Source organism: Exilibacterium tricleocarpae (genome assembly GCF_007004655.1).
Lineage (GTDB): Bacteria > Pseudomonadota > Gammaproteobacteria > Pseudomonadales > Cellvibrionaceae > Exilibacterium > Exilibacterium tricleocarpae.
Map to the genome: position 1 here is coordinate 294470 of NZ_ML660089.1, position 26842 is coordinate 321311.

The window sequence follows — 26842 nt, forward strand, 5'->3', positions numbered from 1 at the left end:
GTTATCCACCCTGTCGCAGTGAAAAGGAAGCTTAGGCCCCAATGAGCATCGATTTATCTCAATTTCACCAGGTGTTTTTCGAAGAGAGCTTCGAGGGACTCGAAGAGATGGAGTCCTGCCTGATGGAACTGGACCCCAGTGCTGTCGATGGCGAGGTGATCAACAGCATTTTCCGGGCAGCACACTCCATCAAAGGCGGTAGTGCCACCTTTGGTTTCGACGTAGTGGCGGATTTTACCCATGTGCTGGAGACTTTGCTGGATGAAATCCGGGCGGAAACCCGTGGTATCAGCCAGGATGATGTCGACTTGTTTCTGCGCGCCGTGGACTGCCTGCGGGAACTGCTGAGCCAACTGCAGCAGGGTGAGCAACCGGACACCGAGGTCGCGCAGGAATTGAAGGCTGCCTTCGAAAAGATTCTGCGCGAGGGCGGCGACACAACCACTGCGGTAGCAACCGAGCCCGAACCCGACGCCGGCGAGACCGGCACGCAGTCCTGGAAAATATACTTTCGCCCGGGGACCGATACACTGCGAACCGGCAACGAGCCGGCCCGTATGCTGCGGGAGCTGGCTGCGCTCGGACAGGCCCAAGTCACGGTGGCGGCTGAAGAAGTGCCGGGCCTGGGCGCGCTGGAGCCCGAAAGCTGTTATCTGGGCTGGCATATTTCGCTGACCGGTTCGATCGAGAAAGCCCAGATCGAAGAAGTTTTTGAATGGGTGGTGGACGAATCGGAGATACGCATCGAGGCGCAAGCCGCGCCGGCGAGCGCTACCTGGTCGATTGCCTATCGGCCGGGCACCGATGTCTTGCGCACCGGCAATGAACCGGCGCGTATGTTTCGCGAGCTGGCGGCACTGGGTGACCTGACGGTGAGCGCCGATACGGACGGGCTGCCGCAATTTTCCCAACTCGATCCGGAAAGCTCCTACCTCGGTTGGCAGTTGACGCTGACGACTGAGGCCGATAAAAGTAGCATCGACGAGATATTCGAATGGGTTATTGATGAGTCCGATCTGACTATTGAGACCGGCGCCGAGCCGGTTTCTGCAGCCAGCACAACAGTGGCGCCCGAGTCCGAGCCCGCCGCTGCACCGGCGGCCCCGGCCCCGGTCCCGACCTCGACCCCGACTGCAGCCAAGCCGGCCAAGTCGCCGCCTCAGGCCAAACCCAGTGGCGGTGACGGTGCCAAGAAGGCTGTGGAAACCAGCTCAATTCGTGTCGGTATCGATAAAATTGATAATTTGATCAACATGGTGGGCGAACTGGTGATAACCCAGTCCATGCTCGGTCAACTGGGAACCGACTTCGATCTCGACCGCCTGCCCAATTTACTGGAAGGACTCAGTCAACTCGAACATAACACTCGCGAGTTGCAAGAGAGTGTCATGCGCATCCGCATGTTGCCGATCAGTTTCGCGTTTAGCCGCTTTCCTCGCATGGTGCGCGACCTGAGCCGGCGGTTGAATAAGAAGATGGAGATCGAGCTGAAAGGTGAGCAGACGGAGTTGGATAAAACGGTAATGGAAAAAATCGGTGATCCGCTGGTGCATCTGGTGAGAAATGCGGTGGATCACGGCATTGAGCCGCCCGAGAAACGTCTCGCTGCCGGCAAGCAGGAAGAAGGTAAGATCACACTCAATGCCTACCACCAGGGTGGCAATGTGGTGATCGAGATCATCGATGACGGCCGCGGGCTCGACCGCGACAGTATTCTTGCCAAGGCTGTCGAGAAGGAGTTGGTCACCGAACGCGATGCCGGGCAGTTGAGCGACGAGCAGGTGTATGACCTGATTTTTCACCCGGGTTTCTCTACCGCTAAAGAAGTCAGTGATGTCTCCGGACGCGGTGTCGGTATGGACGTGGTGAAACGCAACATTCTGGCGTTGAACGGTTCTGTAGAGATTACCTCCACGGCCGGGCAGGGCTCCAAGATTACCATTCGTTTGCCCCTGACGCTGGCTATCCTCGACGGGCAGTTGGTCAGGGTGGGTTCTCACACTTACATATTTCCCCTGGTATCGATTATTGAATCCCTGCAGTGCGATTCCAGCCTGGTCAACCAGGTGGCGGGCGGTTGTGATGTTTTTCAATTGCGCAATGAATATGTGCCGATAATCCGCTTGTTTGATGTGTTTTCCATCGAGCCGGACAGTCGCAATCTCGGTGAATCACTGATGGTCGTGGTCGAGTGCGACGGCGAGAAAGTCGGAGTGGTGATTGACGATCTGATGGCTCAGCAGCAAGTGGTGATCAAGAGCCTGGAGCAGAATTATCAAAAAGTGGAGGGCATTTCAGGGGCCACCATACTGGGCGACGGCACTGTTGCCCTGATACTCGATATTCCGGGTATCGTAAAAATTGCAGGGGTGCGTCACTTGACGGACAACCAGGTCACGAGCCTGGCCCGCTCTCACTCTAATTCAGAATTGATGGCGCTATCCGCCAGTGCTTAAACAGCGAACGGGAGTTCTTTATGCAAGCGGTAAATGTAGGGGCGACTGACGAGAACGACCAACTGCCCGCCGAGCAGCATCAGGGTGACGTGGTGGAGGACGGCGACCAGTACCTGACGTTTATTATGGCCCATGAAGAATACGGTGTGGATATTCTGTGTGTGCAGGAAATTCGCGGTTGGGAGGCTGCGACGCCGATCCCCAATGCGCCTTCCCATATCAAGGGGGTCATCAACCTGCGCGGCACCATAGTGCCGATTGTCGATCTGCGCCAGTGTTTTGGCCTGGAGGCAATCGAGTATACCGCGGTTACCGTGGTCATTGTGCTGAAGGTGGAAACGGAAAAAGGCAGCCGTATTATGGGTATCGTGGTGGATGCGGTGTCGGATGTCTACTCCCTGGCCGCCGCGGAGATGAAGTCCGCACCGGACCTCGGCGACGCGGTTAACACCGACTATATTCGCGGTCTGGTTAATGTCGACGGCAAAATGGTTATTCTGCTGGAGATTGATCGGTTGCTGAGTATGGATGACATTCCCAATCTGGCGGAAGTGTCGCGCCAGGTATTGTCCGGGGCAGCGGATGCTGAGGCACAGTAGTGAAAATTACAATCGGTAATCTATTCTTGTTTTGTTAATACTTTGTTGAGGTTGATCATGGAATCGCTAAATAACATGAACGTCGAGCGCAAACTATACCTGGCTGTCGGGTTGCCGGTGGCGGCCCTGGTGGTTCTGCTGCTTTACCTCGCGACTGCAGCGCAGATTGCCATGACAGTGCCGTTTGCGGTGGCCCTGATGGGTGCCCTGGCCGGTCTTTTTATCGCCTACCAGGCATCGGCGGCCTTGAGCGGGGCGGGGATGGGCGAAGCCGTTGCGGAACAGTTAAAGAACGCCAACCTGTCGAATGCACTGAAAGTATGCCAGGCCAATGTCATGTTAGCCGACAATAACATGACCATTGTCTATATGAACGACCAGGTTAAATCGATGCTCAGGGACCGGGAGCGGGAACTTCAGGGTGAACTGAGAGACTTCCGGGTAAACGATCTGATCGGTAAATGCGTGGATGACTTCCACCAAAACCCCTCCCACCAGCGGGGCATGATCGGCAGGTTGTCCGAACCTTACAATACGGACCTGAAAGTTGCCGGTCTAACCTTTGGACTTACAGCGACACCCTGGTTTGACTTGTCCGGTGAGCGGGTCGGCACTGTCATCGAGTGGGAAGACAAAACCGAACGGCTGGCAAAGGAAGAAGAGGAACAGCGCAGTGCCGCGGCGAACCTGCGCATTAAACAGGCGCTGGACGTTTGCGATACCAGTGTGATGATGGCCGACGATGATCTGAATATCATTTACCTGAACGAAGCTGTGAAGAAGATGTTGCGCAACCGCGAGCAGGAGATACGTTCCGAGTTGCCGACCTTCGATGTCAGTTCTCTGATGGGCTACAACGTTGATAATTTCCACAAAAATCCTGCCCACCAACGCAATATGCTGAAAGGGTTGCGGGAGCCTTACAAAACTGACCTGCAGTTGGCGAGCCTTACATTCAACCTCATCGCGACGCCTCTGTTCGATGAACAAGGCCAGCGTTTGGGCACTGTGGTCGAATGGGTTGACAAGACCGACCAGCTTGCCAGGGAACGCGAAGAACAGCGCATTGCGGCAGAAAATCTGCGTATTAAACAGGCGCTGGATGTTTGCGACACCAGCGTGATGATGGCCGACGACGACCTCAATATTATTTACCTGAACAAGGCCGTGGTAGAGATGCTGCGCAACCGCGAGCAGCAGATTCGCACCCAGTTGCCCAATTTCGATGTCAACTCTCTGCTCGGCTTCAACGTCGACGGTTTTCATAAAAACCCGTCGCATCAGCGCAATATGCTCAGAGACCTGCGAGACGCCTACATGACCGACCTGCCATTGGCTGGTCTTACCTTCGGCCTGATCGCGACGCCGCTGTTCGACGAGCAGGGCCGGCGTTTGGGCACCGTGGTGGAATGGGTTGACAAAACGGACCGACTCGCCAGGGAGAATGAAGAACAGCGCGTCGCGGCAGAAAACCTGCGTATAAAACAGGCATTGGATGTCTGCGATACCAGCGTGATGATGGCCGACAACGACCTCAATATTATTTACATGAACAAGGCCGTGGTAGACATGTTGCGCAACCGCGAACAGCAGATTCGCACTCAATTGCCCAATTTTGATGTCAATTCCCTGCTGGGTTTCAACGTCGACGGCTTTCACAAAAACCCGTCACACCAGCGCAATATGCTCAGGGACCTGAAAGACACCTATATGACCGACCTGCCATTGGCCGGCCTTACCTTCGGATTGATTGCAACGCCGTTATTTGATGAAGAAGGTACGCGCCTGGGGACGGTTGTGGAGTGGAACGATAAGACCGATCGCCTGGCCAGGGAAAAAGAGGAACAGGAACTTTCTGCCTCCAATGCCCGGGTCAAGCAGGCGCTGGACAATGTGTCGGCCAATGTCATGATTGCCGATAACGACTTCAATATCATTTACCTGAATGAATCCGTGGCAGGCATGATGCGCGCCGCCGAAAGCGATATCCGCAAACAGCTGACGGGATTTGACGCCGGCAAACTGATTGGCGCCAACGTCGACATCTTCCACAAAAACCCCGCTCACCAGCGTTCCATGGTCGGTGCCATGAGCAGCACCTATCGCGGTGAAATCGAGGTGGGTGGCAGGACCTTCTCGCTGATAGCCAACCCCATTGTCGTCGAGGGTGATCGCATAGGTACGGTGGTCGAATGGAATGATCGCACCGCGGAGGTGGTTATCGAACACGAAATCGACGCCGTGGTTGAAGCGGCCGGTGCCGGCGACTTTACCCGGCAGATATCCATGGAAGGTAAGGAGGGCTTCTTCAAGAACCTCAGCACCGGTCTGAATACCCTGGTCAGCACCATCGAAGTGGCGATGAATGATGTGTTGCGGATGCTCGGTGCCATGGCCAAGGGCGATTTGTCCGAGCGCATTACCCGCGATTACCAGGGGTCCTTCGGGCAGTTGAAAAATGATGCCAACGACACCGCCAACAAGTTGACCGAAGTCATCGGCAATATCCGCGGTTCGGCAACGGCGATCACATCGGCCGCCAGTGAAATTGCCCAGGGTAATGCCGACCTCAGTCAGCGCACCGAGGAGCAGGCCTCTTCGCTGGAGGAGACGGCCTCGAGCATGGAGCAGATGACATCAGCAGTCAAACAAAGCGCTGAAAATGCCTCCCAGGCCAACGGTCTGGCAAGCGATGCGCAGCAAAAAGCGAAGGAAGGCGGCGAAGTCGTCAGCCGGGCGGTTTCCGCCATGGACGAGATCAACGCCGCCAGTAAAAAGATCAGCGACATTATTGGTGTGATTGACGAAATCGCCTTCCAGACCAACCTGCTCGCCCTGAACGCCGCGGTCGAGGCCGCCCGCGCCGGAGAGCAGGGCAGGGGCTTTGCGGTGGTCGCCGGCGAAGTGCGCAACCTGGCGCAACGTTCGGCGGGCGCAGCCAAAGAAATCAAGGATTTGATTCGCGACAGCGTGAATAAGGTGGATGACGGCACGCAACTGGTGAACCAGTCCGGCGAGACGCTGCAGGAGATAGTGGCAGCGGTGGAGAAGGTGAGCAATATGATGCGCGAGATCAGCGATGCGGCGCAGGAGCAGACCTCGGGTATCGAGCAGGTCAATACCGCGGTTTCGCAGATGGACGAGATGACTCAACAAAATGCCGCCCTGGTGGAGGAGGCGTCGGCCGCCGGCGAGTCCATGGCCGAGCAGGCGCGCAGCATGAGCGGCATGATGGACTTCTTTACCGTGGATGAAAATATGGTGACCGACGCTGCCAAACCCTCGCTGCATGTCGTCAATCAGCCGAGCAGCAAACCGTCTCGCGCCGCAGGACAGGGTCATCAACCCGCTGCCGGCGGCGGTGATGATGAATGGGAGGATTTCTAACCACCCGCATGTTCCGGTGGACGGGCTGCGGCGAACCGGGCCTGTCCGCACTTTATCGCCGTGTCACCGCAGCGACCCTTTTAGGCGCGTTTGAAACCGGGGCGGTCGGCACCACAGCCTTCATCAACAATCCGACCACAGAGGATACCGGTAACTTGGGTGCAGACAGTTATTTAAATCGCGAATTTCCGATGAGCGACAAAAACTTTGCCGATATCAAACAGATCGCTTATCGGCAGACCGGCATCACCCTGACGGATCACAAGAAAAACATGATCTACGGCCGCCTCGCCCGGCGCCTGCGCAGTCTCGGTTTAAAGAATTTCAACCAGTACTGTGAACTCATCGCCGAGTCGGGCAACCAGGAGATGGGTGACTTTGTCAACTCCATTACCACCAATCTCACCGCGTTCTTCCGGGAAGGCCATCACTTTGAATTTCTCGAACAGGAGGTGTTCCCGGCCCTGCGTACCAAAAACCTGCCGCAAAAACGGGTGCGGATCTGGTCGGCGGGTTGTTCCACCGGTGAAGAGCCCTATTCACTCTCGATTGTGATGCAGGAGCACCTGCCGACAGCGGGGTGGGATGTGCGACTGCTGGCAACGGACCTCGACACGGAAGTGGTCGCTCATGCCCGGCGCGGCGTTTACAGCGGCGATCGCGTCGACTCGGTCTCCGAGGAGCGCCGCCAACGCTGGTTTTTAAAAGGTGGTGACGATCAGGCCAAAGTGAAACCGCAGCTACAGAAAATTATTACTTTCAAGCCGCTGAATTTACTCAACCCCTGGCCTTTTTCCGGCCCCTTCGACGTTATTTTTTGTCGCAATGTCGTGATTTACTTTGATAAGGACACCCAGAAAAAACTGTTTAATCGCTATGCGGATATCCTGGCAGACGACGGTTATCTTTTTATCGGTCATTCAGAAAGCCTGCATCGCGTTACCGACCGATTTCGCTCACTGGGGCGAACTATCTATCAGAAAGTAAAATGAGAGAACGTAAAGGTATTTCATGACGTTGAACAAGCACGAGTTACCGCAGGCGATCAAAGGGTTCGAGGACGTCAGTCGTTATTGGGACCGGCAGATGAAAGTGTACGCCGCCAAAATCCTGCCAGGTGAATTCTATGTCAGCACGCACGGCGAAATGATCGTGACGGTGCTGGGCTCCTGTGTCTCTGCCTGCATCCGGGATCGGGTAATCGGTATTGGCGGCATGAACCATTTTATGTTGCCGGCCCAGGGCGAGGGCACTGACGGCTGGGGGCAGAGTCAGGTCAGTATGTCGCTGCGCTACGGCAACTGGGCGATGGAATACCTGATCAATACCATTCTCACTAACGGCGGCCGCCGGAAAAACCTCGAAGTAAAACTGTTTGGCGGCGGCAATGTCTTGAGCAATATGACCGGTGTCGGCCAGCGCAATATCGACTTCGCCCGCCACTATGTAAAAGAGGAAAGGTTGTTGGTGGATGCCCAGGACCTGGGTGATATCTATCCGCGCAAGGTTTTGTATTTTCCCGACACCGGCGCGGTGAAGGTGAAGAAGCTGCGCAATATTCACAACAACACGGTTGAAAAGCGCGAACGCGCATACATCGAATCCATTACCGAAAAACCTGCGCAGGGCGATGTGGAGCTGTTCTGAACGCGGCCTGGCAAATCCTGGAGAGAGCTGTGGGTGACAAAACGATTAAAGTACTGGTGGTGGACGACTCCGCCCTGATCCGCAAGATTCTGGTGGAGGTACTGGCCGGCGATCCGCGTATCAAGGTGGTCGGCGAGGCCCAGGACCCCTATGAGGCGCGCGCGCTGATCAAGAAGCTCAGCCCGGACGTGCTCACCCTGGATATCGAAATGCCGAAGATGAACGGTATCGCCTTTCTCAAAAACCTGATGCGCCTGCGTCCTATGCCGGTGGTGATGATCTCGACCTTGACCCAGGCCGGCGCTCCCGCCACGCTAGAGGCCTTGGAACTCGGCGCGGTGGACTTCCTGCCCAAGCCCCAGGGTGGAGAGCAGGGGCTGGCCGAATACCGGGAGACGATCATCAACAAGGTACTGCTGGCGGCCCGGGCCAATGTCCGCTATCGCGACCCGGCGCAGCGGGCGCCCGCGCGGGCGCCGGTGCTGGAGCGCGGCGCGGCGTTACGGCCCAATTTTCTGTGTGCCATCGGGGCCTCCACCGGCGGCACTGAGGCCATCAAGGACGTGTTGATGACACTGCCCGCCCAGTGCCCGCCGATTGTGATGGCGCAACATATTCCGGAAGCGTTCAGCGGCTCGTTTTCCCGGCGGCTGGACGCTAATTGTGCGATGGCGGTATTTGAGGCGGAGCACGATCAACCGATCCTGGCCGGCTGCGCCTATCTGGCACCGGGCCACAGCCACTTGCAGGTGGTGAAAAAGGGAACCGGCTATGTCTGCAAACTCGATCAGGGCGACCTGGTGAACCGGCATCGGCCATCGGTGGAGGTACTCTACCGTTCGGTAATCCAGGCGGCGGGCAAAAATGCCCTGGGCGTACTGTTGACGGGGATGGGTAACGATGGCGCCCAGGGGCTCCTGGATATGCGCGAAGCCGGCTGCACCACTATCGCCCAGGATCAAGCTACCTGCGTGGTATGGGGCATGCCCCGGGCGGCGGTGGAATTGGGGGCCGCCGAGGAGATACTGCCGCTGGACCGGGTCGGCCCGCGCATTATGCAACTATCCACCCAGACTGCGCGACGGGCCCGGGGTTAGCGCTTCTCATTACCGGTAGCGGCCGGTATCGGTGCGGCGATGGACGCGCGTTTAATATGGTCTATATTTACTGGCAGGCGTGAAGGGTACTCACGCGAGGAAAAACCGTGCTACTCTACGGCGCTCGCGGGCAGTCGCCCCCGGCCGGGATGAGTGGGTGGATGAGTGGATAAAGGGCTGGACGGCAGGGGCCGGCACCAGGTAGCGACGATCGATACCGGCAGCAAGACCGGGCGACAGGATCGGGGCCGGCCGGTCAGCGTGTATAAACATCCGCCGCAAGATGGTTTAGACTCTCTCCCGGATGCAGTACTTACAAGACCGTTAAACGTGAAACCTTAATAGAGGTAGGCTATGGCAATTTCTTCCAGCATATCGGCTGATGGAAACGAGTTAACTATTGCAATTGAAGGTCGGTTTGATTTCAGTGCTCACCAGGACTTTCGCAACTGTTACGAGAGCCTGAGCAAGGTCCCCACCTCCTACCTGGTAGATATGCGCGATACCACCTACCTGGACAGCTCCGCGCTCGGTATGCTGTTGTTGTTGCGGGATCACGCCGGTGGCGATTCGGCCAGTATAAAAATTGTCAATTGCAGCCCGGATGTCAAAAAAATTCTGACGATTTCCAATTTTGAGCAGCTCTTTTCCATTCAGTAAGTTTGTCTATCACTGTCCGGGTGAGCCTGTCGAGTAGCACGTGGGAGTAAGGTATGGCAGAGGCAGATAAAACCGGACTCAAGGTGCTCGTCGCCGACGACACCGACACCGATCGCATGATCCTGGAGTCCATTGTCAAAAAAGAGGGGCATCGGGTGATCGGCGCGCGGGACGGTCTCGAGGCGGTGGAGGCCTACGAGCGCGAGCGCCCCGACATTGTGCTGCTCGATGCGTTGATGCCCAAGCTCGACGGTTTCGGCGCCGCGCGGCAAATCAAGGCGCTGGCCGGCGAAGAGCTGGTGCCGATTATCTTCCTGACCTCCCTGACCGATACCGAGTCACTGGTGCAGTGTCTGGATGCCGGCGGGGATGATTTCCTCTCCAAACCCTACAACCGCTTTATCCTGCAGGCGAAAATCAAAGCGTTTTATCGCATGCGGGAGATGCACGCCACCATGTTGACCCAGCGCGATCAGATTGTTCTGCACAATGAGCATCTCCTGCAGGAGCAGACGGTTGCCAAGCAGGTGTTCGACAATATTGCCCACACCGGCTGCCTCGACGCCAGCAACGTCAAGCATTACCTGTCGCCGCTGGCAGTGTTCAACGGCGACGTGCTGGTGGCGGCGGTGAGCCCGTCGGGCAGCATGATGGTGTTACTGGGCGACTTTACCGGCCACGGCCTGCCGGCGGCGATCGGTGCCATGCCGCTGGCGACCACGTTCTACGGAATGGCGCACAAGGGGTTTTCGCTGACCGATATCCTGCGCGAGATTAACCAGAAGCTGAAGAACATACTCCCGGTGGGCGTATTTTGCTGCGCCACCATGGTGGATATCAATTTCCGTACCCGGCGCCTGAAAGTCTGGAATGGCGGCTTGCCGGACTGTTTTCTGCGCCGCAGCGCCTCGGGTACCGTGGAGCCGATCCGCTCGACACACCTGCCTCTGGGCGTGCTGTCCAATAAAGATTTCAAAGACGACTGCAAACACTTTGAGCTAAACCTCGACGATCGGCTCTATATGTGGTCCGACGGTATCCACGAGGCCCGCAACCAGGCGGGTGAGATGTTTGGCGAGGAGCGCCTCGAGGCCGTCTTTGCTGACAATGTCCAGGCCGACCAGTTGTTTGAGGACATATTGAATCACGTGCAAAGCTTTGTCGGCGAAGGGGAGAAAGACGATGATCTGTCGCTGGTAGAGGTGCGGGTCGACACGCCGGAGAACATTCAATCCAAGGGTGTCGACGTCAACTATGTAGTGGATCGGGGGTTGCTGGAGTGGAACCTCGATTTCGAGGTCGAGCAGACCAGCTTTCGTTACCTCGACCCGCTGCCGGTGCTGCTCAATATTTTGATGGAAGTGCCCGGGTTGCGGCAGCACAGCGGCAGTCTATACACTATTTTATCCGAGCTGTACTCCAACGCCCTCGAGCATGGGGTTTTGGGTCTTGATTCGGCGATGAAAGAGACTCCGGAGGGCTTCGGCGAGTATTACAAACTGCGCACACAGCGCCTCGAGGAACTCAAACAGGGATTCGTAGGCTTTCGTTTTTACCTGGCCACCTCACCGACCGGCGGGCGCCTCACCGTGCAGGTCAGAGACAGTGGTCCGGGTTTTGATCACGACGCAAAAATGGCTAACGACCACACGCTGGAAGGTTACTCCGGCCGTGGTATTCCCCTGATCAAAACCATGTGTGAATCGGTTAAATACCTGGGCAACGGCAACGAGGTCGAAGTGGTGTTTGTCTGGGATAATGATGATGATCGTTGAGCTGATGGCCGTGGCGGGCAGTGTGGGGTGAGTCGCTACCGCGAGCTGCCGCAACCCAGTATCCTCAGCGAGAGCGCCAAGAGAACCTGTAATGAGCACCGAAATCCACATCGATAAAGACACCCTCATGACCCTAAAAGAAGTCATGGAGGAGGAGTTTCAGTTGCTTATCGATACCTTTCTCAGCGATGCCGAGCAGCGCCTGGCGGCGTTGCGTGACTGTCTGGCCCGTGCTGACAGCACCGGTCTGCGGGCCGCCGCCCACAGCTTCAAAGGCAGTTGCAGCAATATTGGCGCACCGCTGATGGCACAGTTGTGTGCCCGGGTGGAGGATGCCGCGGTCGCCGGCGAACTCGACGGTCTGGCGCCGGCACTGGATGCGATTGAAGCGGAGCATAAAATTGTCGTTGCGGCGCTCGGCGAGTTGTAGGCGATATGTCGAATGGCACGCCCGGAAGTTGGCATGCTGTGAGTTCGCAATAGCGCAATGCGGAGTCAGACAGCATCGAGAGGGCCACTCCCCGGTGCGACCAGCACCGCCCGCGGCTTATTGCGAGCCTGCTTCTCCCTCACAAACCGGTTTCGTTGACCGGGTATTGTTTATCCAGGTTTAACCCGACCTTATCAGTCAGACTTCGCCATCATTGCTGCGGTGTTGTTAACTTGGCATCCGCTTTGCAAAGCTCCAGGTGCTGATCATCTTTAATACTGAACTTGGAACGTGAACCACCATGAGTAGCAGCCCCAATTTGATCAAGGATTTCATCTCTACCCCCGCGGTACCCGCCGCTGGTGCCGGCCAGGAGGCCCGGGGACAGCGGCCGGGCGCCGATGACCCGGCTTTCCGCGAGGTGATGGCGCCGCGTCGCGAGGCCAAGCCGGCTGCCGACAGGCGCCCGCGGGCGGACTCTGAGGCGCCCGCTCAAGTCAAAGGCGACGCCGGCAGGGACGCGCGACCGACCGGGCCGGACACCGAACAGCCGCCGTCTGAAGCACCGGCTGCCGATCCGGCAGCGGTGACTGCGACAACACCGGGTGGTGCTCCGGCACAGCCCGGTCTGACAGCGCCGGCAGTCGCTCAACCACGGGTGCCCGCACCGGTTGGGAAACCACTAAGCGCAGGGTCCGCCCCGGGGGTAACCGGAGTTGCTATATCGAGCCAGGCAGTCGGCGCGATGAGGCCCGGGAGCGCGACAGGCACCGGTCTGCCTCAGACCGGTAACGTTTTGCCGCCCGGCGCCACAGCGGGTGGCGACAGCGACGCTGAAGGTGAACATCGCCAGGCGTCGGGGGCCGCGCCCCCCGCTGCCCTGCAACCGGGTCGCCGCTCGCCGCTCGCTGGCGCTGCGATAGCGGACGGCGGCACCGCGACGGCGGTTCCGAACTCTGCCCAGATGTCGACCCACACCTCGACACCTGTTTCGACCCAGTCTCCGGGTCAGCTCTCCAATGCAGACGTGGCGCAACCGCCGGCGGCCGTCAAGCCGGGTCAAGAGGTGACGCCGATACTGTCCGGCGCCGGCGGTGAAGCCGCCGACACCATCGACACCGATAGCCTGCAGAGCAGTCGCGAGCCGGCTCTCGCCGCCGTGGCGAAACCGGTCCAACAACCGGCCCTGCAACAATACCAGGCGACTGCCGCGCGCGCCGGGCTCGTGCAAACCGGGGTCGATACCCCGGTGGCCGACCCGCAGTGGCGGGGTGTGGTACAGGAGCGGGTTCTGTGGCTGGCTGCGCAAAATATCAGTGCTGCCGAAATACATCTCGATCCGCCCGAACTGGGGCCGTTGCAGGTCAGGATTACCTTGTCCCAGGATCAGGCGCAGGTCACTTTCAGCAGCCAGCACGCCAGCGTCAGGGAAGCACTGGACACAGGTTCACACCGGCTGCGCGAATTGTTTGAGGGCGAGGGGCTGAACCTGGTCGATGTCGATGTATCCGATCAGTCTTTCGAACGGCAGTCCGATCCCGGCAGCGGCGATGAGGTCGATACCGCAACCGCCGGCAGCGCCGAGGCCGAGGCTGATACCGCCGCGGTTTCAGCGATCAATACCGCGCTGGGACTGGTGGATCACTATGTTTAGTCACTGTTTCATAATTGCCGGGCGCAGTGAGGCGAGTGATGGATAGCGTCGCTCCTGCAGTCTGGCAGTTCTAGAACAGCCGCCGGCGTCAAGCTGGCGCCGGCTCGACGCCGAGCCCCCGCGCCTGAGTCAGCCCCTCACGATTTTTTCCGCCTGCTCTCTGTTTCCACCCGCCACCTGTTTTTCGTTTTTACCCAGTCTCCGGGAGTTCTCCGTTTGACGGTGCACGGCTGCGCCCGGGCGCTGGTACGGGTTTTGCTTTTTATGATGATAAAGCGGGTAAGGCGCTGCAATCGGCGTTGAATCCGGGTGTATTGACGGACTTTTGACATGGCAGAGGAAGACGATCAGGCGCAGGACGACGAAAAACCGTCTGGCGGTAAGAAAAAGGTCATTGTGCTGGCCGTGGTCGGCCTGGTGCTGATCGGTTTGTCCGTCGGCGGCACGCTGTTGGCGCTGCAGATGTTGGCTCCCGAGCCGGTGGCGGCAGAGGATGGCGCGGCGGCCGAACCGGCGGCGCCGGTAAAACTGCCGGCGGTTTACTTTCCGCTCAAACCGCCCATTGTGGTGAATTTCCAGGCGCGCGGCAGGCAGCGTTTCCTGCAGGTGGAAGTGACCCTGATGGCGCGGGAAAACGAGGTGGTCGAGGCGATAGAACTGCATATGCCGATGATTCGCAACAGCCTGGTGTTGCTGCTCGGCGGCCAGGTCTACGAAGACCTGCAGACGGCGGAAGGCAAAGAACTGTTGCGACAGCAGGCATTGGAAGAACTCCAGGGTTTGTTGCAACAGGAGATCGACCAGCCCGGAATAGAACAGGTGTTGTTTACCAATTTCGTGATGCAATAGCGACCACCGCGAGGTTTGACGGCGTGCAGGATTTACTTTCACAAGACGAGATCGATGCGCTGCTGCATGGAGTCGACGACGGTGATATAGAAACCGAGAGCGACGCCCAGCCCGGTGGCATCAGTTCCTACGATCTGACCAGCCAGGATCGTATCGTGCGCGGGCGCATGCCGACCCTGGAAATGATCAACGAACGTTTCGCCCGTTACACCCGCATTAGTATGTTCAATCTTTTACGCCGCTCCGCCGATGTATCGGTGAGTGGTATTCAGATACAGAAATTCGGCGAGTATGTGCACACCCTCTATGTGCCCACCAGTCTCAATATGGTGAAGTTTCGCCCGCTGCGGGGGACGGCGCTGGTGATCCTGGATGCCAAGCTGGTGTTCAAACTGGTAGACAACTTCTTCGGTGGCGACGGTCGCCATGCCAAGATCGAAGGGCGGGAATTCACCCCGACGGAGTTGCGGGTCGTGCAGATGGTTTTAGAGCAGGTGTTTATCGATCTGACAGAAGCCTGGAAGGCGGTGCTGCCGATCGAGTTCGAGTACATCAACTCCGAGGTCAACCCCTCGATGGCCAATATTGTCAGCCCCAGTGAAGTGGTCGTGGTGAGCACTTTTCAGGTGGAGCTCGACGGCGGTGGCGGCGAGCTGCATATCACCATTCCCTATGCCACCATCGAGCCGATTCGCGAAATGCTGGACGCGGGTTTACAGACCGACACCGACGAGCGCGATGAGCGTTGGATCAACGCCCTGCGCCGCGATGTGATGGAGGCGCGAGTGGACCTCGAGTGTGACATTGCGCGTCGCGACATCCCCCTGCGTGATATTGTCGACTTAAAGGACGGTGATGTGATACCGATCGAATTGCCGGACACGCAGGTGCTGACTGCCAACGGCGTCCCTATGTTCCGAACGATTCTGGGCCAGTCCCGCGGTCATCTGGCGCTAAAGATTACCAGCCAAATAGAGCGGACCGGCACGCCGGTCGTAATGCCTGTCGAGGGAGACAACCATGAGTGACGACGACAACGGTGACGGTGAGATAACCCCGGGCGACGAGGATGTCGATCAGGGGGCCATAGCCGATGAATGGGCGGCCGCGCTGGAACAACAGGCGGAGGTCGATGACGCCATGGGCGAGGGGGACGCCGAGGTCGAAGCCGCCGGTGAAGCGTTAGCGGCTGAGAATATCGACCTCGATGAATTTGAGGAGACGCCGCCGGGCAATGATGTCGGGGACAACCCCGATCTCGATGTCATTCTCGATATTCCGGTTTCCATTTCCATGGAGGTGGGTTCCACCTCGATTACCATTCGCAATCTGCTGCAACTGAACCAGGGTTCGGTGATTGAACTGGACCGCCTGGCCGGTGAACCGCTGAACGTTCTGGTCAACGGCACCCTGATTGCCCACGGCGAAGTGGTGGTCATCAACGAGAAATTCGGCATTCGTATGACCGATGTGATCAGCCCGTCCGAGCGGATCAAAAAGCTGCGATGAACTGCCGGCCGCCATGCCGATCGAGTCGATACTGTGACAACGCTATGTTAACGCTATGTTAAAGAAACCCGTATCTCCGGGCACCCTTTACCCCGGTTTCTTTGCCGGTCTTGTGTTCGCTGCACCGGGCGGTTGGGCCCAGGCGCCGGCCGCTGCCACGGCCGGCGCGCCTGATAATGCGGCGTATATAGGGCAGGTTATGTTGGGACTGCTGGCAATTCTGGCGATTATCTTCGCCATCGCCTGGCTGGTGCGCCGCTTGGGCGCCGGTGGCTTGCTGCAGAGCGATAGCATGCGCGTGGTCGGCAGTCTGCCGTTGAGTACTCGCGAGCGACTGCTACTGGTCGAAGTGGCAGGCCGGCAACTGCTGATCGGGGTGGCCCCCGGTCACGTGTCGACCCTGTATGTCTTCGACGAGCCGGTGGTCGCCATCAAACCGGACCGTGAATTGTCGGCGTTCGGCCGCAAAGTGCGCGATGTTATGCAGCAGGGGCGAACTTCTTGAGCAGGGTGGCGCCGGATGTGCACGGCCGCGAACCCGCCGTTGCCTGCGGCGTGGCACGCAGTGGCGTGTTCGCCGGCACCGATGCGGCGGGATTGCGTGAACACCGGTTGGGCGGGCGCCGGTTCAATCCCTGGGTAGTGGTTTTTTTTCTCAGCATCTGCTGCGCACTTACCGTGCCGGCGTTAGCGCAGGAAGTACCGGCGGCTGTCGCCGCCGATGAGGCCGCACCGGCATTGCCGATCGATGGCATTCCGGGGTTGCCGGCTTTTACCGTAACCACCAACCCGGACGGCAGCCAGGACTATACGGTAACCCTGCAGATTCTGGTCATTATGACCGTGCTGAGCCTGCTGCCGGCGCTGTTGATGATGATGACCTCTTTTACCCGCATCATTATCGTGTTTGCCATACTGCGCCAGGCCCTGGGTTTACAGCAGTCGCCATCCAATCAGATTCTGATCGGGCTGACGTTGTTTCTGACGTTTTTTATCATGGCGCCGGTCTTTGAAAAAGTTAACAGCGGCGCGCTGCAACCCTATATCAACCAGGACATAGGCGCGCGGGAGGCGCTGGCGCGCACCGCCGAACCTTTTCATGCGTTTATGTTGCTGCAGACCCGTGAAACGGATTTAGCGTTGTTTATGCGCATCGGTGATATCAACGGCGTCGCTACACCCCAGGACGTACCGATGACCGTGCTGGTGCCGGCTTTTGTCACCAGTGAATTGAAAACGGCTTTTCAAATCGGCTTTATTCTTTTTATCCCGTTTTTGGTCATCGATATCGTCGTGGCCAGTGTCTTGATGGCGATGGGGATGATGATGTTATCGCCGTTGATTATCTCCCTGCCGTTTAAGATTATGTTGTTTGTGCTGGTGGACGGTTGGGGCATGGTGATCGGTTCGCTGGCGGCGAGCTTTGCAGTTTGATCGGCATGGTGAACACAGCGGTGTGACAACCCGAACAGGTAACACGATCATGACACCGGAAATAGTGATGGACCTGCTGGCCGAAGCGCTCTACCTGACGGTGGTGATTGTCGGTCTGATTGTCGGCCCCAGTCTGGCGGTGGGGCTGTTGGTGAGTACGTTTCAGGCCGCCACCCAGATTAACGAACAAACGCTGAGTTTTCTCCCGCGCCTGATTATTACCCTGGCCACTATCATGGTGGCGGGGCCGTGGTTGATCACTGAACTGACGGATTTGTTTACCCGCCTGATCACCAATATCCCGGTGCTCATAGGCTGATGTTACAGCTCACCGACGTTGACATCATGCAGTTTGTCGGCCAGTACGGCTGGCCGCTGATACGCATCGGGGCGCTGTTTATGGCGATGCCGATTATCGGCACCAGAATCGTATCGGTGCGCGTGCGCGTCGTTCTGGCGGTGGCCGTCACACTGATAGTGGTGCCGCTGCTGCCGCCGCTGCCGGCGGTGGCGGGGCTGTCGTTACAGAGTTTGATGATTGTCGTCCAGCAGGTCCTGATCGGCCTGGCCATGGGGTTTGTGTTGCAGGTGGTGTTTCAGTTGTTCGTGCTTGGCGGACAGTTTATCGCCATGAAAATGGGGCTCGGTTTCGCCTCCATGAACGACCCGGCCAACGGTGTCGTGGTCACCGTCGTCTCTCAATACTACCTGATTTTAACCACGCTGCTGTTTCTGAGTGTCAACGGGCACTTGGTCGTTATCGAAGTGTTAGTGGAGAGCTTCAACACGCTGCCGATTGCCGCCACCGGGCTGACGGCACAACACTTTTTTGAGCTGGCCGATCTGGGCGCCTGGATGTTTACCCGGGCCACGCTGATTGCGTTACCGGTACTTACCTCGCTGCTGGTGGTCAATCTGGCGTTCGGCGTGATGAGCCGGGCGGCGCCGCAAATGAATGTGTTTGCCGTGGGTTTTCCCATCACATTGATACTCGGCCTGTTGTTGATGTGGTTGAGCCTGGTCAGTTTCCTGCCGAATTACCAGTTGTTTATCGGCGAGGGGTTTGCGTTTTTACACCAGTTGGCCGGTACTCGGTAGGTAGATCATGGCCGCGGAAGACAACAGTCAGGAAAAGACCGAACAACCCACCCCGAAACGTCTCGAGAAGGCCCGCGAGGAGGGCCAGGTACCGCGCTCGCGGGAGTTGACCACCACCGCCGTGCTACTGGCCGGGACGGTGGGTCTGTATATTTTCGGAGAGTTTATCGCCGCGCGATTGCTGGCTATTCTGCGCTACAACTTTGCCTTCGATCGCGCCGGTGCCTTTGATACCAGCGTCATGATATCCCACCTGGCCAAGTCGTTTGCCGACGGCCTGATCGCCCTGATACCGCTGTTTGTGTTGCTGTTGATTGCGGCGTTGGCCGGTCCCGTCGCGCTTGGCGGTTGGCTGTGGAGCACCAACGCGCTGGCGCCGAAATTCAGTCGCATCAATCCCATCGAAGGATTGAAGCGGATGTTTTCGGCCAAAGCGTTGGTGGAGTTGGCCAAGGCCCTGGCCAAGGTCGGCGTGGTGTTGGTGCTGGCGGTCTGGCTGCTGGCGAGCATGCGCCAGGATATGCTGGACCTCGCCAACCAGGCGGTGCACGCCGGCATTGTCCATTCGGTGCAGATGAGCGCCTGGGCGGCCATTGCACTGTCGGCGGTTACCGTGTTGATTGCGGTGGTCGATGTGCCGTTTCAGATGTGGGATCACACCCGCAAGTTAAAAATGTCGCGCCAGGACATCAAAGACGAGACCAAGGACACCGAGGGCAAACCGGAAGTCAAAAGCCGCATCCGCCAGTTGCAGCGGGAAATGTCCAACCAGCGCATGATGGCGGCGGTGCCGGAGGCGGATGTGGTGATTACTAACCCGACGCATTTCTCGGTGGCCTTGAAGTATGACCCGGACACCATGGAGACACCGGTGGTGCTGGCCAAGGGTGTCGAGCACAACGCTATGAAAATTCGTGAAATCGCCCGCGCCCATCGTATCGACCTGGTGGCGGCGCCGCTGCTGGCCCGGGCGGTGTACTACACCACCGAGGTGGAGGAGGAGATTCCGGGAGCGTTGTACATGGCCGTGGCCCAGGTGTTGGCCTACGTCTTTCAACTGCGCAATTATCGCCGCGGCCAGGGACAAAAGCCTGTATACCCACGCAATATTGTTGTGCCGCCGGATATGCGGTTTGATTGATCTGCCGATTTGATTGACGCACAGAACTGACCGCGACAGCGAAAGTTTAACCTGGTGTCGCGCAAGGGCAATTCAGCGTGGTGCTATCGACTTGCGCACGTCGCCGATGGTGTGTTGATGCCAGTGGTACACCGTCTTTATTGTGTTCTTCCCGCAGACTACATACACTCCCGGCGCAGTGGCCAAAAATAACAAGGGGGAAGCGTGGTTAAATTACCATCGAAGGGGCGGGTGGCCCTGTATATTGCAGTATTGCTGGCGGCATATCTGTTACTGTGGCCGGTGCCGGTAGAACCGGTGAGCTGGGTCGCTCCGCAAGATCGGGGTTTTACCGGCGCTTTTGCCCCTAATCAAAAACTGGCGCAACTCGACAGCATCGCCATCGGCGATTATCACGGCCCGGAAGGTGTGGCGCTGGGTGCCGACGGCACGGTCTATACCTCCACCCACGAGGGCTGGATTCTGCGCCTGGCACCGGGGCAGGATGTCGCCGAGCCTTGGCTCAACACCGGCGGCAGACCGCTGGGCATGGATTTCGACCGTCAGGGTAACCTGATTGTCGCTGATGCATTTATTGGTCTGCTGAGTATCTCTGCGGACGGTCGCCAGCAACTGCTGGCCAACACCGCCGCCGGCGTGCCGATCCGTTATGCCAACGGTGTGGCGGTGGCCGGCGACGGAAAAATTTACTTCAGCGACTCTTCGACCAAGTTCTCCGCCAGGGCGATCGGCGGCACCTACGAGGCGAGTCTGCTGGATATCCTGGAGCACGGCGGCCACGGGCGCCTGCTGGTGTTCGATCCGCAGACCCGCCAGACCCGCGTACTGGTAAGCGATTTGAATTTTGCCAACGGCGTGGCGCTGGCCGGCGACGACAGTTTTATATTAATAAACGAAACCAGTAAATACCGCGTTTTGAAACACTGGCTGGCGGGCGAGAAGGCGGGGCAGACACAGGTGTTGATCGACAATCTGCCGGGTTTTCCCGACAACCTGGGCCGCGGTCTGGAGGGGCGTTTCTGGTTGGGACTGGCATCGCCGCGCAACCGACTGCTCGATCGCCTGGCGGACAAACCCTGGCTGCGCACCCTGGTGCAGCGGCTGCCGGCGGTGCTGCGGCCCCAGGCTGTGGCGTATAGTCATATTGTGGCGATCGACGGGCAGGGCGAGGTGGTGGTTTCCCTGCAGGACCCGGATGGTGGTTATGCTGTTACGACTGGAGCGGCGGAATCTGTGACCCATCTTTATATCAGCAGCCTTGTGGCCCCGGTCTTGGCCCGGGTGCCGAAAAGCCGTGTGGGGCTCTAGCATGCCAGTTTTCAGGCAGTTAGTTCAGATAAAAATCAGATCTATGGGAGTTGGTAGTTGCCTTAACGTGCACCTGATTGTCCAGGTTTTTTGAGATCGTGGTTTTGCTGCAGATCGTGGCAAATCAATTGAAGGAGACGCCTTCTGAGACTCGGACTAGGCGTCCCCCCTCAACCCATCCCTGGGGGCTCGCGCACGGCATCCCTGCCGTGCACGGTCTCAGAAGGCGTCTCCTTCAATTGATTCTTCATTTGCACTTCAAATTTCTTCCCAAACTCGAGCGCTCCGCTCTTCAATATTGAGTGCCCCTTTCTCAAACAGGGCAATATCGCAAAGCGAATTATTGCAACAGCCGGATCAGGCGCGTGATAACGTTCAATAAACCCCTGGCGCCCCGAAGCATGCAGTTCAGGCACATTTCTTGCCATACCCCTCCAGTAGCACCCCACACCGTCAAAATACTGGAAACTTATGGCCCGTCCCCTCAGCAACCGCTTTACGTTCGATCGCCAGACGGCCATCAGGCATTTGGGTAATGCCGGCCGCGGCAATCTGGGTATTCCGCTGCTGTTGCTGGTGTTGCTCGGTATGATGACGCTGCCGGTGCCGGCGTTTCTGCTCGATGTGTTTTTCTCTTTTAATATCGCCCTGTCCATCGTTGTGTTGCTGGTGGGTGTTTACACCCTGCGACCATTGGATTTCGCGGTGTTTCCCACGGTATTGCTGGTGGCAACCCTGTTGCGCCTGGCCCTTAATGTCGCCTCCACCCGGGTGGTGCTGCTCGAGGGGCACGCCGGTGGCGACGCCGCCGGCAAGGTGATCCAGGCGTTTGGCGAGGTGGTGATCGGTGGCAACTACGCCGTGGGTCTGGTGGTGTTTATCATCCTGATGATTATCAACTTTGTGGTGGTGACGAAAGGTGCCGGGCGCATTTCCGAAGTCAGCGCCCGCTTTACCCTCGATGCCATGCCCGGCAAGCAGATGGCGATCGACGCTGACCTGAACGCCGGCCTGATCGATCAGGACGAGGCCCGCCGGCGCCGCGAAGACGTGGCCAGCGAGGCCGACTTCTACGGCGCCATGGACGGTGCCAGCAAATTTGTGCGCGGCGATGCGGTGGCCGGCATCCTGATCCTGGTGATCAATATTATCGGCGGACTCAGCGTCGGTATGGCCCAGCACGATCTTGAATTTCAGGACGCGCTGGAGAAATATATTCTGCTGACCATCGGCGACGGCCTGGTGGCGCAAATCCCGTCGCTGCTGTTGTCCACGGCCGCCGCCATTATGGTGACCCGGGTCAACAGCGCCGAGGACGTGCGCAGCCAGGTGCTCAACCAGATGTTCGATTCGCCCAAGGCGCTGGCGGTGACCGCCGCCATTTTGCTGTTGATGGGCTCGATTCCCGGTATGCCCCATGTGGCCTTTATCGGTCTGGCACTGGTTGCCGGTGCGCTCGCCTACTTCATTCACCAGCGCAACCAGCGCGCGCCCGCCACGGCCGCCGGTGCGGCACCGGCCGTGGCGGCGGACGGCCTGGCGGCACTGCCGGCGGCAGCCGGCGCTGTGGCCGGCGAGGTGGAGCCGGCGCCGCCACCCCAGGAGATCAGTTGGGACGATGTGATGCCGGTGGATATGGTGGGGCTGGAGGTGGGTTACCGGCTGATTCCCATGGTCGATAAAAACCAGGGCGCAGAGTTGCTGGGGCGTATCAAGGGTGTGCGCAAAAAGTTGTCCCAGGAAGTGGGTTTTTTAATTCCCTCGGTACATATCCGCGACAACCTCGATCTGCTGCCCAATGCCTACCGCATCACCCTGATGGGCGTTGCCGTGGGCGAGTCGGAGGTGCACCCGGACCGGCACCTGGCCATCAACCCCGGACAGGTGTTCGGCAAGGTAGAGGGCGTTGCGACCCAGGACCCGGCCTTTGGTCTGGAGGCGGTGTGGGTGGAGGTGGCGGAGAAAGACCAGGCGCAGACGCTCGGCTACACCGTGGTCGATGCCAGCACCGTGGTGGCGACCCACCTGAACCAGATTTTACAGCGCCACACCCACGAACTGCTTGGCCATGAAGACGTGCAGAAGTTGCTCGATATGCTTGCCGAGACATCCCCCAAGCTGGCCGAAGAACTGGTGCCGGGCACCCTGACGCTGAAGACCTTGCTGAAGGTGCTGCAGAACCTGCTGCGCGAGCAGGTGCCGATTCGCGATATGCGCACCATTGCCGAAGCTTTGGCGGCCAATGGCGACAACAGTCAAGATCCCGCCACTCTCACCGGCCTGGTGCGGGTGGCGCTGGCGCGCCAGATTGTACAGGACATCGCAGGTGCAGAGCCGAACCTGCCGGTTATCACCCTGGAGCCGGGGTTGGAACAGTTATTGCTCAAGTCTGTTCAGCAGGCCCAAAAAGCCGGCGCCGAGGCCCCGGCTTTTATCGAGCCCATGCTGGCGGAGCGGCTGCAAAAATCGCTGCTGCAGGCAGCACAGAAACAGGAGCTGACCGGCAAGCCGGTGATCCTGCTGGTGGCGGCACCGCTGCGGATGATGATGGCCAGGTTTGTGCGCGGCAACTCACCGGAGATGGCTGTGTTGTCGTACACGGAGATTCCCGACAACAAGCAGATCACCATTGAAGCGACAGTCGGTGGTGAGGGTTGATCGGTTTAACGTTGGATTGACAGGAGACCCCGAATGCAGGCGGAAATGCAGGTCAAGCGCTTTGTCGCGGCAGATATGCGCCGCGCCCTGGAGTTGGTGCGCGCGGAGTTGGGCCCGGAGGCGATTATTCTATCCAACCGGCGCACTAAACGCGGAGTTGAAATTGTCACCACGCTGGAGCAGCCGGTGAGCGGCACAACACCGCTCAGCGGTCGCAATTATGCCGAGGGTTTCACCGACAGCGACCGCCCGCTGGCCAGCGATGATGCCTGGCGGGGGCAGGTGGGTGTCGATGCCGCCCTCGGTGATTTCAGCGCAGCGGCCGGCGCGCCGGCAGCGGACGACAACGTGCAGCGCTCATCCGTTGCGGACAACGGGATCGGTCCCGCCTCGGGTAAAACGCGGGTGCAATTGGCACAGGAGATCGACCGCGCCCGGGAACGCATGTTGAACGCCCGCCAGGAGGAGCCCGCGGCGGCGCCGACTGTTGCGGCGGACCAACCGGCGGCTGCGGCCGATCCGGCCGAGCAGCGGGAACTGGCGGTGTTGCGATCGGAAATCACCGGCATGCGCCAGTTGCTCGAGGAACAACTGGGTCAGCTGGCCCGGGACCGCAGCGCCCGCCAGTCTCCCGTACATACCAGTCTCTGGCAGCGGTTTACACGGCTGGGGTTGCCCGCACAGCAGATTGACATACTGCTGCGCGACGTCGAATCCGGCACCGATCTGACCGGCGCCTGGCGCCGGGCCCTGGCGTGTCTGGCGCAGCGCCTGCCGGTGGCGGGCGCCGACGTCACGGCGGCCGGCGGCGTGTTTGCCGTGGTCGGCCCGACCGGCGCGGGTAAGACCACCACCATCGGCAAGCTGGCGGCCCGCTATGTACTCGAGCACGGCCCCGGTCAGGTAGCGCTGGTGACCACCGATACTTTCCGTATCGCCGCCCACGATCAACTGCGCGCGTTCGGCCGAATTCTCAATGTACCGGTGCGTATCGTCACCGACAGCGCCGACCTGGCGCCGGTGTTGCAAAGCCTGCAGCACTGCGCGCTGGTACTGATTGACACCGCCGGCCTGCGGCTCGGTGATCCGGTATTGAAGCAGCACTTGGCGGTCCTGCAGCGACAGACGCAGGTAAAAAAGCTGGTGGTGTTGCCCTGCAACAGCCAGTTGCAAATGATGAAGGCCACCCTGCACGCCTACAAACCGGCGGGACTTAGCGGCTGTGTGCTGACGAAAATGGACGAAACCGCGAGCCTCGGTGAGGTGCTCGGTGTCGTCATGTCGCAACGCCTGCCGGTGACCTACACTACAAATGGACAAAACATTCCGCAGGACATCGAAGTGGGCAAGGCGCACACGCTGGTAACCCGCGCCGTGGCCCTGTTGAAAACGGATATCGCCGGCGGCTCCGGCGCAACGGAGCCCGCCGTTCGGGACAAAGCGGCGACGCCGTGCTTTGGCTAGATAATTGAAACGAGAGGTAGACCCGCTAATGATTCAACGTCGTCCCGTGCAGGTCGTGGCCATTACCGGTGGCAAAGGCGGTGTTGGCAAAACCAACATCTCGGTCAATCTCAGTGTGGCGCTGGCGGAACAGGGGCGACGGGTGGCGTTGCTCGATGCCGATCTGGGGCTGGCCAATGTCGATGTACTGCTCGGCCTGCGCGCCGAGCGCACGCTCGCCGATGTCCTGTCCGGTCAGTGCAGCCTGCGCGATGTGCTGGTGCTGGGGCCGGGCGGCATTCGCGTGGTGCCGGCCTCTTCGGGGGTGTCGCAGATGGCGACGTTGAGTGTGCAGGAACACGCCGCCCTGATCCACGAATTCAGCGCGCTCGGTGAACAGATCGATATGCTGGTGGTGGATACCGCGGCGGGTATTTCCGACACCGTCATCAGCTTTGTGCGGGCCTCGCAGGAAGTGCTGGTGGTGGTTTGCGATGAACCCTCTTCCATCACCGATGCCTATGCGCTGATAAAAGTGCTCAATCGGGAGCACAAGATGCAGCGTTTTCGCGTGGCGGCGAACATGACCCGCAGTGCCCAGGAAGGCCAGAATTTATTTCATAAACTGAACAAGGTCTGTGAACGCTACCTCGATGTGACTTTGCAGTATGCCGGCTATATCCCGTTCGATGACAACGTTCGCAAAGCGGTGCAGCGACAAAAACCGCTGCTTGAATTCTCACCGCGCTGCAAGGCCGCGCAGGCACTGCGCACCCTTGCCCAGAAGGTAGGGGAGTGGCCGCTGCCGAGTGCGCCGGGCGGACACCTGGAGTTTTTTGTCGAGCGGCTGCTGCAGTCGGCGAGCGCGGGCCATTGAGCCGTGGCAGCAGCGGACGGATTGGCCATGTACGGTGAAGCACAGGCGCAGGCGCTGGCCATTCGGGTGGAAGACCACGCCCCGTTGGTAAAGCGTATCGCCCACCATATGATGGCGAGAATGCCCGCCAGTGTACAGGTGGAAGACCTGATTCAAGCCGGTATGGTCGGATTGCTGGAGGCGGCGCAAAAATACGATGCCGAGCGGGGGGCAAGCTTTGAAACCTACGCCGGCATCCGCATTCGCGGCGCCATTGTCGATGAAATGCGCCGCGGCGACTGGGCACCGCGCTCGGTGCATCGCAATGCCCGCCAGGTCGCCGCAGCCATTCAGGCGGTGGAGGGGCGCACCGGCCGCGACGCCGGCGACCAGGAGGTGGCCGACGAATTGGGCGTGGCGCTGGGCGACTATCACACCATGATTCAGGACGCTGCCTCGAGCCGGCTATTTAGCTATGAGGAGGCGTTCGGGGACGATGACAGTCGCCTGGTAAGCGAACGGGTCAGTCTGCCTTTTGTCGGCCCGCTGGAGGGCTTGCAGCGCGAGTCGCTCAAACGCGCCCTGGCCCAGGCGATCAGCCAGTTGCCGGAACGGGAGCGATTGGTGCTGGCGCTCTACTACGACGAGGAACTCAACCTCAAGGAAATCGGTGAGATTATCGGCGTCAGCGAGTCGCGGGTCAGTCAACTCCACAGCCAGGCGGCGCTGCGGCTGCGCGCCCGGCTGCAGGCATGGGGCAGCGACGATTGACCCTGTAGCTATTTCTCAGTACCTTTGCCGAGACTTTTGCCGAGGCTTTGTCTGGTCTTGGGGTGGGGTC

General features: G+C 59.1%; 24 protein-coding genes. 23 read left to right on the forward strand and 1 reads right to left on the reverse strand.

The window, feature by feature from the left end; all coding sequences use genetic code 11:
- The first annotated feature begins 41 nt into the window (after positions 1-41).
- The 19 genes from FKG94_RS05795 to FKG94_RS05885 all read left to right on the forward strand — a co-directional run bounded on the left by FKG94_RS05795 (position 42) and on the right by FKG94_RS05885 (position 21044).
- Positions 42-2456 (forward strand): chemotaxis protein CheA, encoded by a 2415-nt coding sequence (locus FKG94_RS05795; protein ID WP_142903254.1) that lies wholly within the window; start codon positions 42-44, stop codon positions 2454-2456.
- Positions 2457-2476: 20 nt separating this feature from the next.
- Entirely contained in the window at positions 2477-3055 is a 579-nt protein-coding gene (locus tag FKG94_RS05800) for a chemotaxis protein CheW (protein ID WP_142903255.1), read from the forward strand.
- A gap of 57 nt (positions 3056-3112) precedes the next feature.
- Positions 3113-6442 (forward strand): methyl-accepting chemotaxis protein, encoded by a 3330-nt coding sequence (locus FKG94_RS29335; RefSeq protein ID WP_281284215.1) that lies wholly within the window; start codon positions 3113-3115, stop codon positions 6440-6442.
- A complete protein-coding gene (locus FKG94_RS05810) occupies positions 6427-7434 on the forward strand; it encodes a CheR family methyltransferase (RefSeq protein ID WP_246124971.1) in 1008 nt (335 codons plus the stop codon). Before FKG94_RS29335 ends, FKG94_RS05810 begins: the two co-directional genes overlap by 16 nt.
- A gap of 19 nt (positions 7435-7453) precedes the next feature.
- Positions 7454-8089: a chemoreceptor glutamine deamidase CheD gene (gene cheD / locus FKG94_RS05815; RefSeq protein WP_142903256.1), complete on the forward strand. Its 636-nt coding sequence runs from the start codon at positions 7454-7456 to the stop codon at positions 8087-8089.
- Between the two features lie 29 nt (positions 8090-8118).
- A complete protein-coding gene (locus tag FKG94_RS05820; RefSeq protein WP_142903257.1) occupies positions 8119-9186 on the forward strand; it encodes a protein-glutamate methylesterase/protein-glutamine glutaminase in 1068 nt (355 codons plus the stop codon).
- A 354-nt stretch (positions 9187-9540) separates the two neighbouring features.
- Positions 9541-9846 carry an STAS domain-containing protein gene (locus tag FKG94_RS05825; protein ID WP_142903258.1) on the forward strand — a complete coding sequence of 102 codons (306 nt, stop codon included), beginning with the start codon at positions 9541-9543 and terminating at the stop codon, positions 9844-9846.
- Between the two features lie 53 nt (positions 9847-9899).
- Entirely contained in the window at positions 9900-11621 is a 1722-nt protein-coding gene (locus FKG94_RS05830) for an ATP-binding SpoIIE family protein phosphatase (RefSeq protein ID WP_142903259.1), read from the forward strand.
- Positions 11622-11712: 91 nt separating this feature from the next.
- Positions 11713-12051: an Hpt domain-containing protein gene (locus tag FKG94_RS05835; RefSeq protein ID WP_142903260.1), complete on the forward strand. Its 339-nt coding sequence runs from the start codon at positions 11713-11715 to the stop codon at positions 12049-12051.
- 301 nt (positions 12052-12352) lie between these two features.
- Positions 12353-13705 (forward strand): flagellar hook-length control protein FliK, encoded by a 1353-nt coding sequence (locus FKG94_RS05840; RefSeq protein WP_218943448.1) that lies wholly within the window; start codon positions 12353-12355, stop codon positions 13703-13705.
- Between the two features lie 330 nt (positions 13706-14035).
- Positions 14036-14554 carry a flagellar basal body-associated FliL family protein gene (locus FKG94_RS05845; RefSeq protein ID WP_142903261.1) on the forward strand — a complete coding sequence of 173 codons (519 nt, stop codon included), beginning with the start codon at positions 14036-14038 and terminating at the stop codon, positions 14552-14554.
- Positions 14555-14577: 23 nt separating this feature from the next.
- A complete protein-coding gene (gene fliM, locus FKG94_RS05850) occupies positions 14578-15582 on the forward strand; it encodes a flagellar motor switch protein FliM (protein WP_142903262.1) in 1005 nt (334 codons plus the stop codon).
- Complete coding sequence (fliN, locus tag FKG94_RS05855) at positions 15575-16063, forward strand: flagellar motor switch protein FliN (RefSeq protein ID WP_218943449.1); 489 nt, start codon at positions 15575-15577, stop codon at positions 16061-16063. Before fliM ends, fliN begins: the two co-directional genes overlap by 8 nt.
- Positions 16064-16118: 55 nt before the next feature.
- Positions 16119-16568: a flagellar biosynthetic protein FliO gene (fliO, locus tag FKG94_RS05860; RefSeq protein WP_142903263.1), complete on the forward strand. Its 450-nt coding sequence runs from the start codon at positions 16119-16121 to the stop codon at positions 16566-16568.
- Positions 16569-16801: 233 nt separating this feature from the next.
- On the forward strand, positions 16802-17497 hold the full coding sequence (gene fliP, locus FKG94_RS05865; protein ID WP_246124980.1) for a flagellar type III secretion system pore protein FliP: 696 nt from the start codon (positions 16802-16804) through the stop codon (positions 17495-17497).
- A gap of 49 nt (positions 17498-17546) precedes the next feature.
- Positions 17547-17816: a flagellar biosynthesis protein FliQ gene (fliQ, locus tag FKG94_RS05870; protein WP_142903264.1), complete on the forward strand. Its 270-nt coding sequence runs from the start codon at positions 17547-17549 to the stop codon at positions 17814-17816.
- Positions 17816-18595 (forward strand): flagellar biosynthetic protein FliR, encoded by a 780-nt coding sequence (gene fliR, locus FKG94_RS05875; RefSeq protein ID WP_142903265.1) that lies wholly within the window; start codon positions 17816-17818, stop codon positions 18593-18595. The genes fliQ and fliR overlap by 1 nt, the downstream gene beginning before the upstream one ends.
- 7 nt (positions 18596-18602) lie before the next feature.
- Positions 18603-19736, forward strand: coding sequence for a flagellar biosynthesis protein FlhB (gene flhB / locus FKG94_RS05880; protein ID WP_142903266.1), 1134 nt, complete (start codon positions 18603-18605; stop codon positions 19734-19736).
- Between the two features lie 204 nt (positions 19737-19940).
- Positions 19941-21044, forward strand: a complete 1104-nt coding sequence (locus FKG94_RS05885; protein WP_179957502.1) for an SMP-30/gluconolactonase/LRE family protein — start codon at positions 19941-19943, stop codon at positions 21042-21044.
- 170 nt (positions 21045-21214) lie between these two features.
- Here the strand turns inward: FKG94_RS05885 and FKG94_RS05890 are convergent, their stop codons facing one another.
- Entirely contained in the window at positions 21215-21472 is a 258-nt protein-coding gene (locus FKG94_RS05890) for a hypothetical protein (protein ID WP_142903267.1), read from the reverse strand.
- A gap of 160 nt (positions 21473-21632) precedes the next feature.
- On the opposite strand from FKG94_RS05890, the gene flhA reads away from it, so the two are divergent.
- From flhA to FKG94_RS05910, 4 genes are read left to right on the forward strand one after another with little or no spacing between them, the layout of a single operon-like run.
- On the forward strand, positions 21633-23702 hold the full coding sequence (flhA, locus tag FKG94_RS05895) for a flagellar biosynthesis protein FlhA (RefSeq protein ID WP_246124981.1): 2070 nt from the start codon (positions 21633-21635) through the stop codon (positions 23700-23702).
- A gap of 33 nt (positions 23703-23735) precedes the next feature.
- A complete protein-coding gene (flhF, locus tag FKG94_RS05900) occupies positions 23736-25166 on the forward strand; it encodes a flagellar biosynthesis GTPase FlhF (protein ID WP_246124973.1) in 1431 nt (476 codons plus the stop codon).
- A gap of 28 nt (positions 25167-25194) precedes the next feature.
- Positions 25195-26022, forward strand: a complete 828-nt coding sequence (locus FKG94_RS05905) for a MinD/ParA family protein (RefSeq protein WP_142903269.1) — start codon at positions 25195-25197, stop codon at positions 26020-26022.
- Between the two features lie 27 nt (positions 26023-26049).
- The gene (locus tag FKG94_RS05910) at positions 26050-26772 is read left to right on the forward strand and encodes an RNA polymerase sigma factor FliA (protein ID WP_142903402.1); all 723 of its coding nucleotides are present in this window, start codon (positions 26050-26052) and stop codon (positions 26770-26772) included.
- The last annotated feature ends 70 nt before the right edge of the window (positions 26773-26842 follow it).

Bases quoted from the DNA above. Each gene is read 5' to 3' on its own strand.
- FKG94_RS05795 (WP_142903254.1), top strand. From the start codon at position 42: ATGAGCATCGATTTATCTCAATTTCACCAGGTGTTTTTCGAAGAGAGC.
- FKG94_RS05800 (WP_142903255.1), top strand. From the start codon at position 2,477: ATGCAAGCGGTAAATGTAGGGGCGACTGACGAGAACGACCAACTGCCC.
- FKG94_RS29335 (WP_281284215.1), top strand. From the start codon at position 3,113: ATGGAATCGCTAAATAACATGAACGTCGAGCGCAAACTATACCTGGCT.
- FKG94_RS05810 (WP_246124971.1), top strand. From the start codon at position 6,427: ATGGGAGGATTTCTAACCACCCGCATGTTCCGGTGGACGGGCTGCGGC.
- cheD (WP_142903256.1), top strand. From the start codon at position 7,454: ATGACGTTGAACAAGCACGAGTTACCGCAGGCGATCAAAGGGTTCGAG.
- FKG94_RS05825 (WP_142903258.1), top strand. From the start codon at position 9,541: ATGGCAATTTCTTCCAGCATATCGGCTGATGGAAACGAGTTAACTATT.
- FKG94_RS05830 (WP_142903259.1), top strand. From the start codon at position 9,900: ATGGCAGAGGCAGATAAAACCGGACTCAAGGTGCTCGTCGCCGACGAC.
- FKG94_RS05835 (WP_142903260.1), top strand. From the start codon at position 11,713: ATGAGCACCGAAATCCACATCGATAAAGACACCCTCATGACCCTAAAA.
- FKG94_RS05840 (WP_218943448.1), top strand. From the start codon at position 12,353: ATGAGTAGCAGCCCCAATTTGATCAAGGATTTCATCTCTACCCCCGCG.
- FKG94_RS05845 (WP_142903261.1), top strand. From the start codon at position 14,036: ATGGCAGAGGAAGACGATCAGGCGCAGGACGACGAAAAACCGTCTGGC.
- fliN (WP_218943449.1), top strand. From the start codon at position 15,575: ATGAGTGACGACGACAACGGTGACGGTGAGATAACCCCGGGCGACGAG.
- fliO (WP_142903263.1), top strand. From the start codon at position 16,119: ATGTTAAAGAAACCCGTATCTCCGGGCACCCTTTACCCCGGTTTCTTT.
- fliQ (WP_142903264.1), top strand. From the start codon at position 17,547: ATGACACCGGAAATAGTGATGGACCTGCTGGCCGAAGCGCTCTACCTG.
- fliR (WP_142903265.1), top strand. From the start codon at position 17,816: ATGTTACAGCTCACCGACGTTGACATCATGCAGTTTGTCGGCCAGTAC.
- flhB (WP_142903266.1), top strand. From the start codon at position 18,603: ATGGCCGCGGAAGACAACAGTCAGGAAAAGACCGAACAACCCACCCCG.
- FKG94_RS05890 (WP_142903267.1), bottom strand. From the start codon at position 21,472: ATGGCAAGAAATGTGCCTGAACTGCATGCTTCGGGGCGCCAGGGGTTT.
- flhA (WP_246124981.1), top strand. From the start codon at position 21,633: ATGATGACGCTGCCGGTGCCGGCGTTTCTGCTCGATGTGTTTTTCTCT.
- flhF (WP_246124973.1), top strand. From the start codon at position 23,736: ATGCAGGCGGAAATGCAGGTCAAGCGCTTTGTCGCGGCAGATATGCGC.
- FKG94_RS05905 (WP_142903269.1), top strand. From the start codon at position 25,195: ATGATTCAACGTCGTCCCGTGCAGGTCGTGGCCATTACCGGTGGCAAA.
- FKG94_RS05910 (WP_142903402.1), top strand. From the start codon at position 26,050: ATGTACGGTGAAGCACAGGCGCAGGCGCTGGCCATTCGGGTGGAAGAC.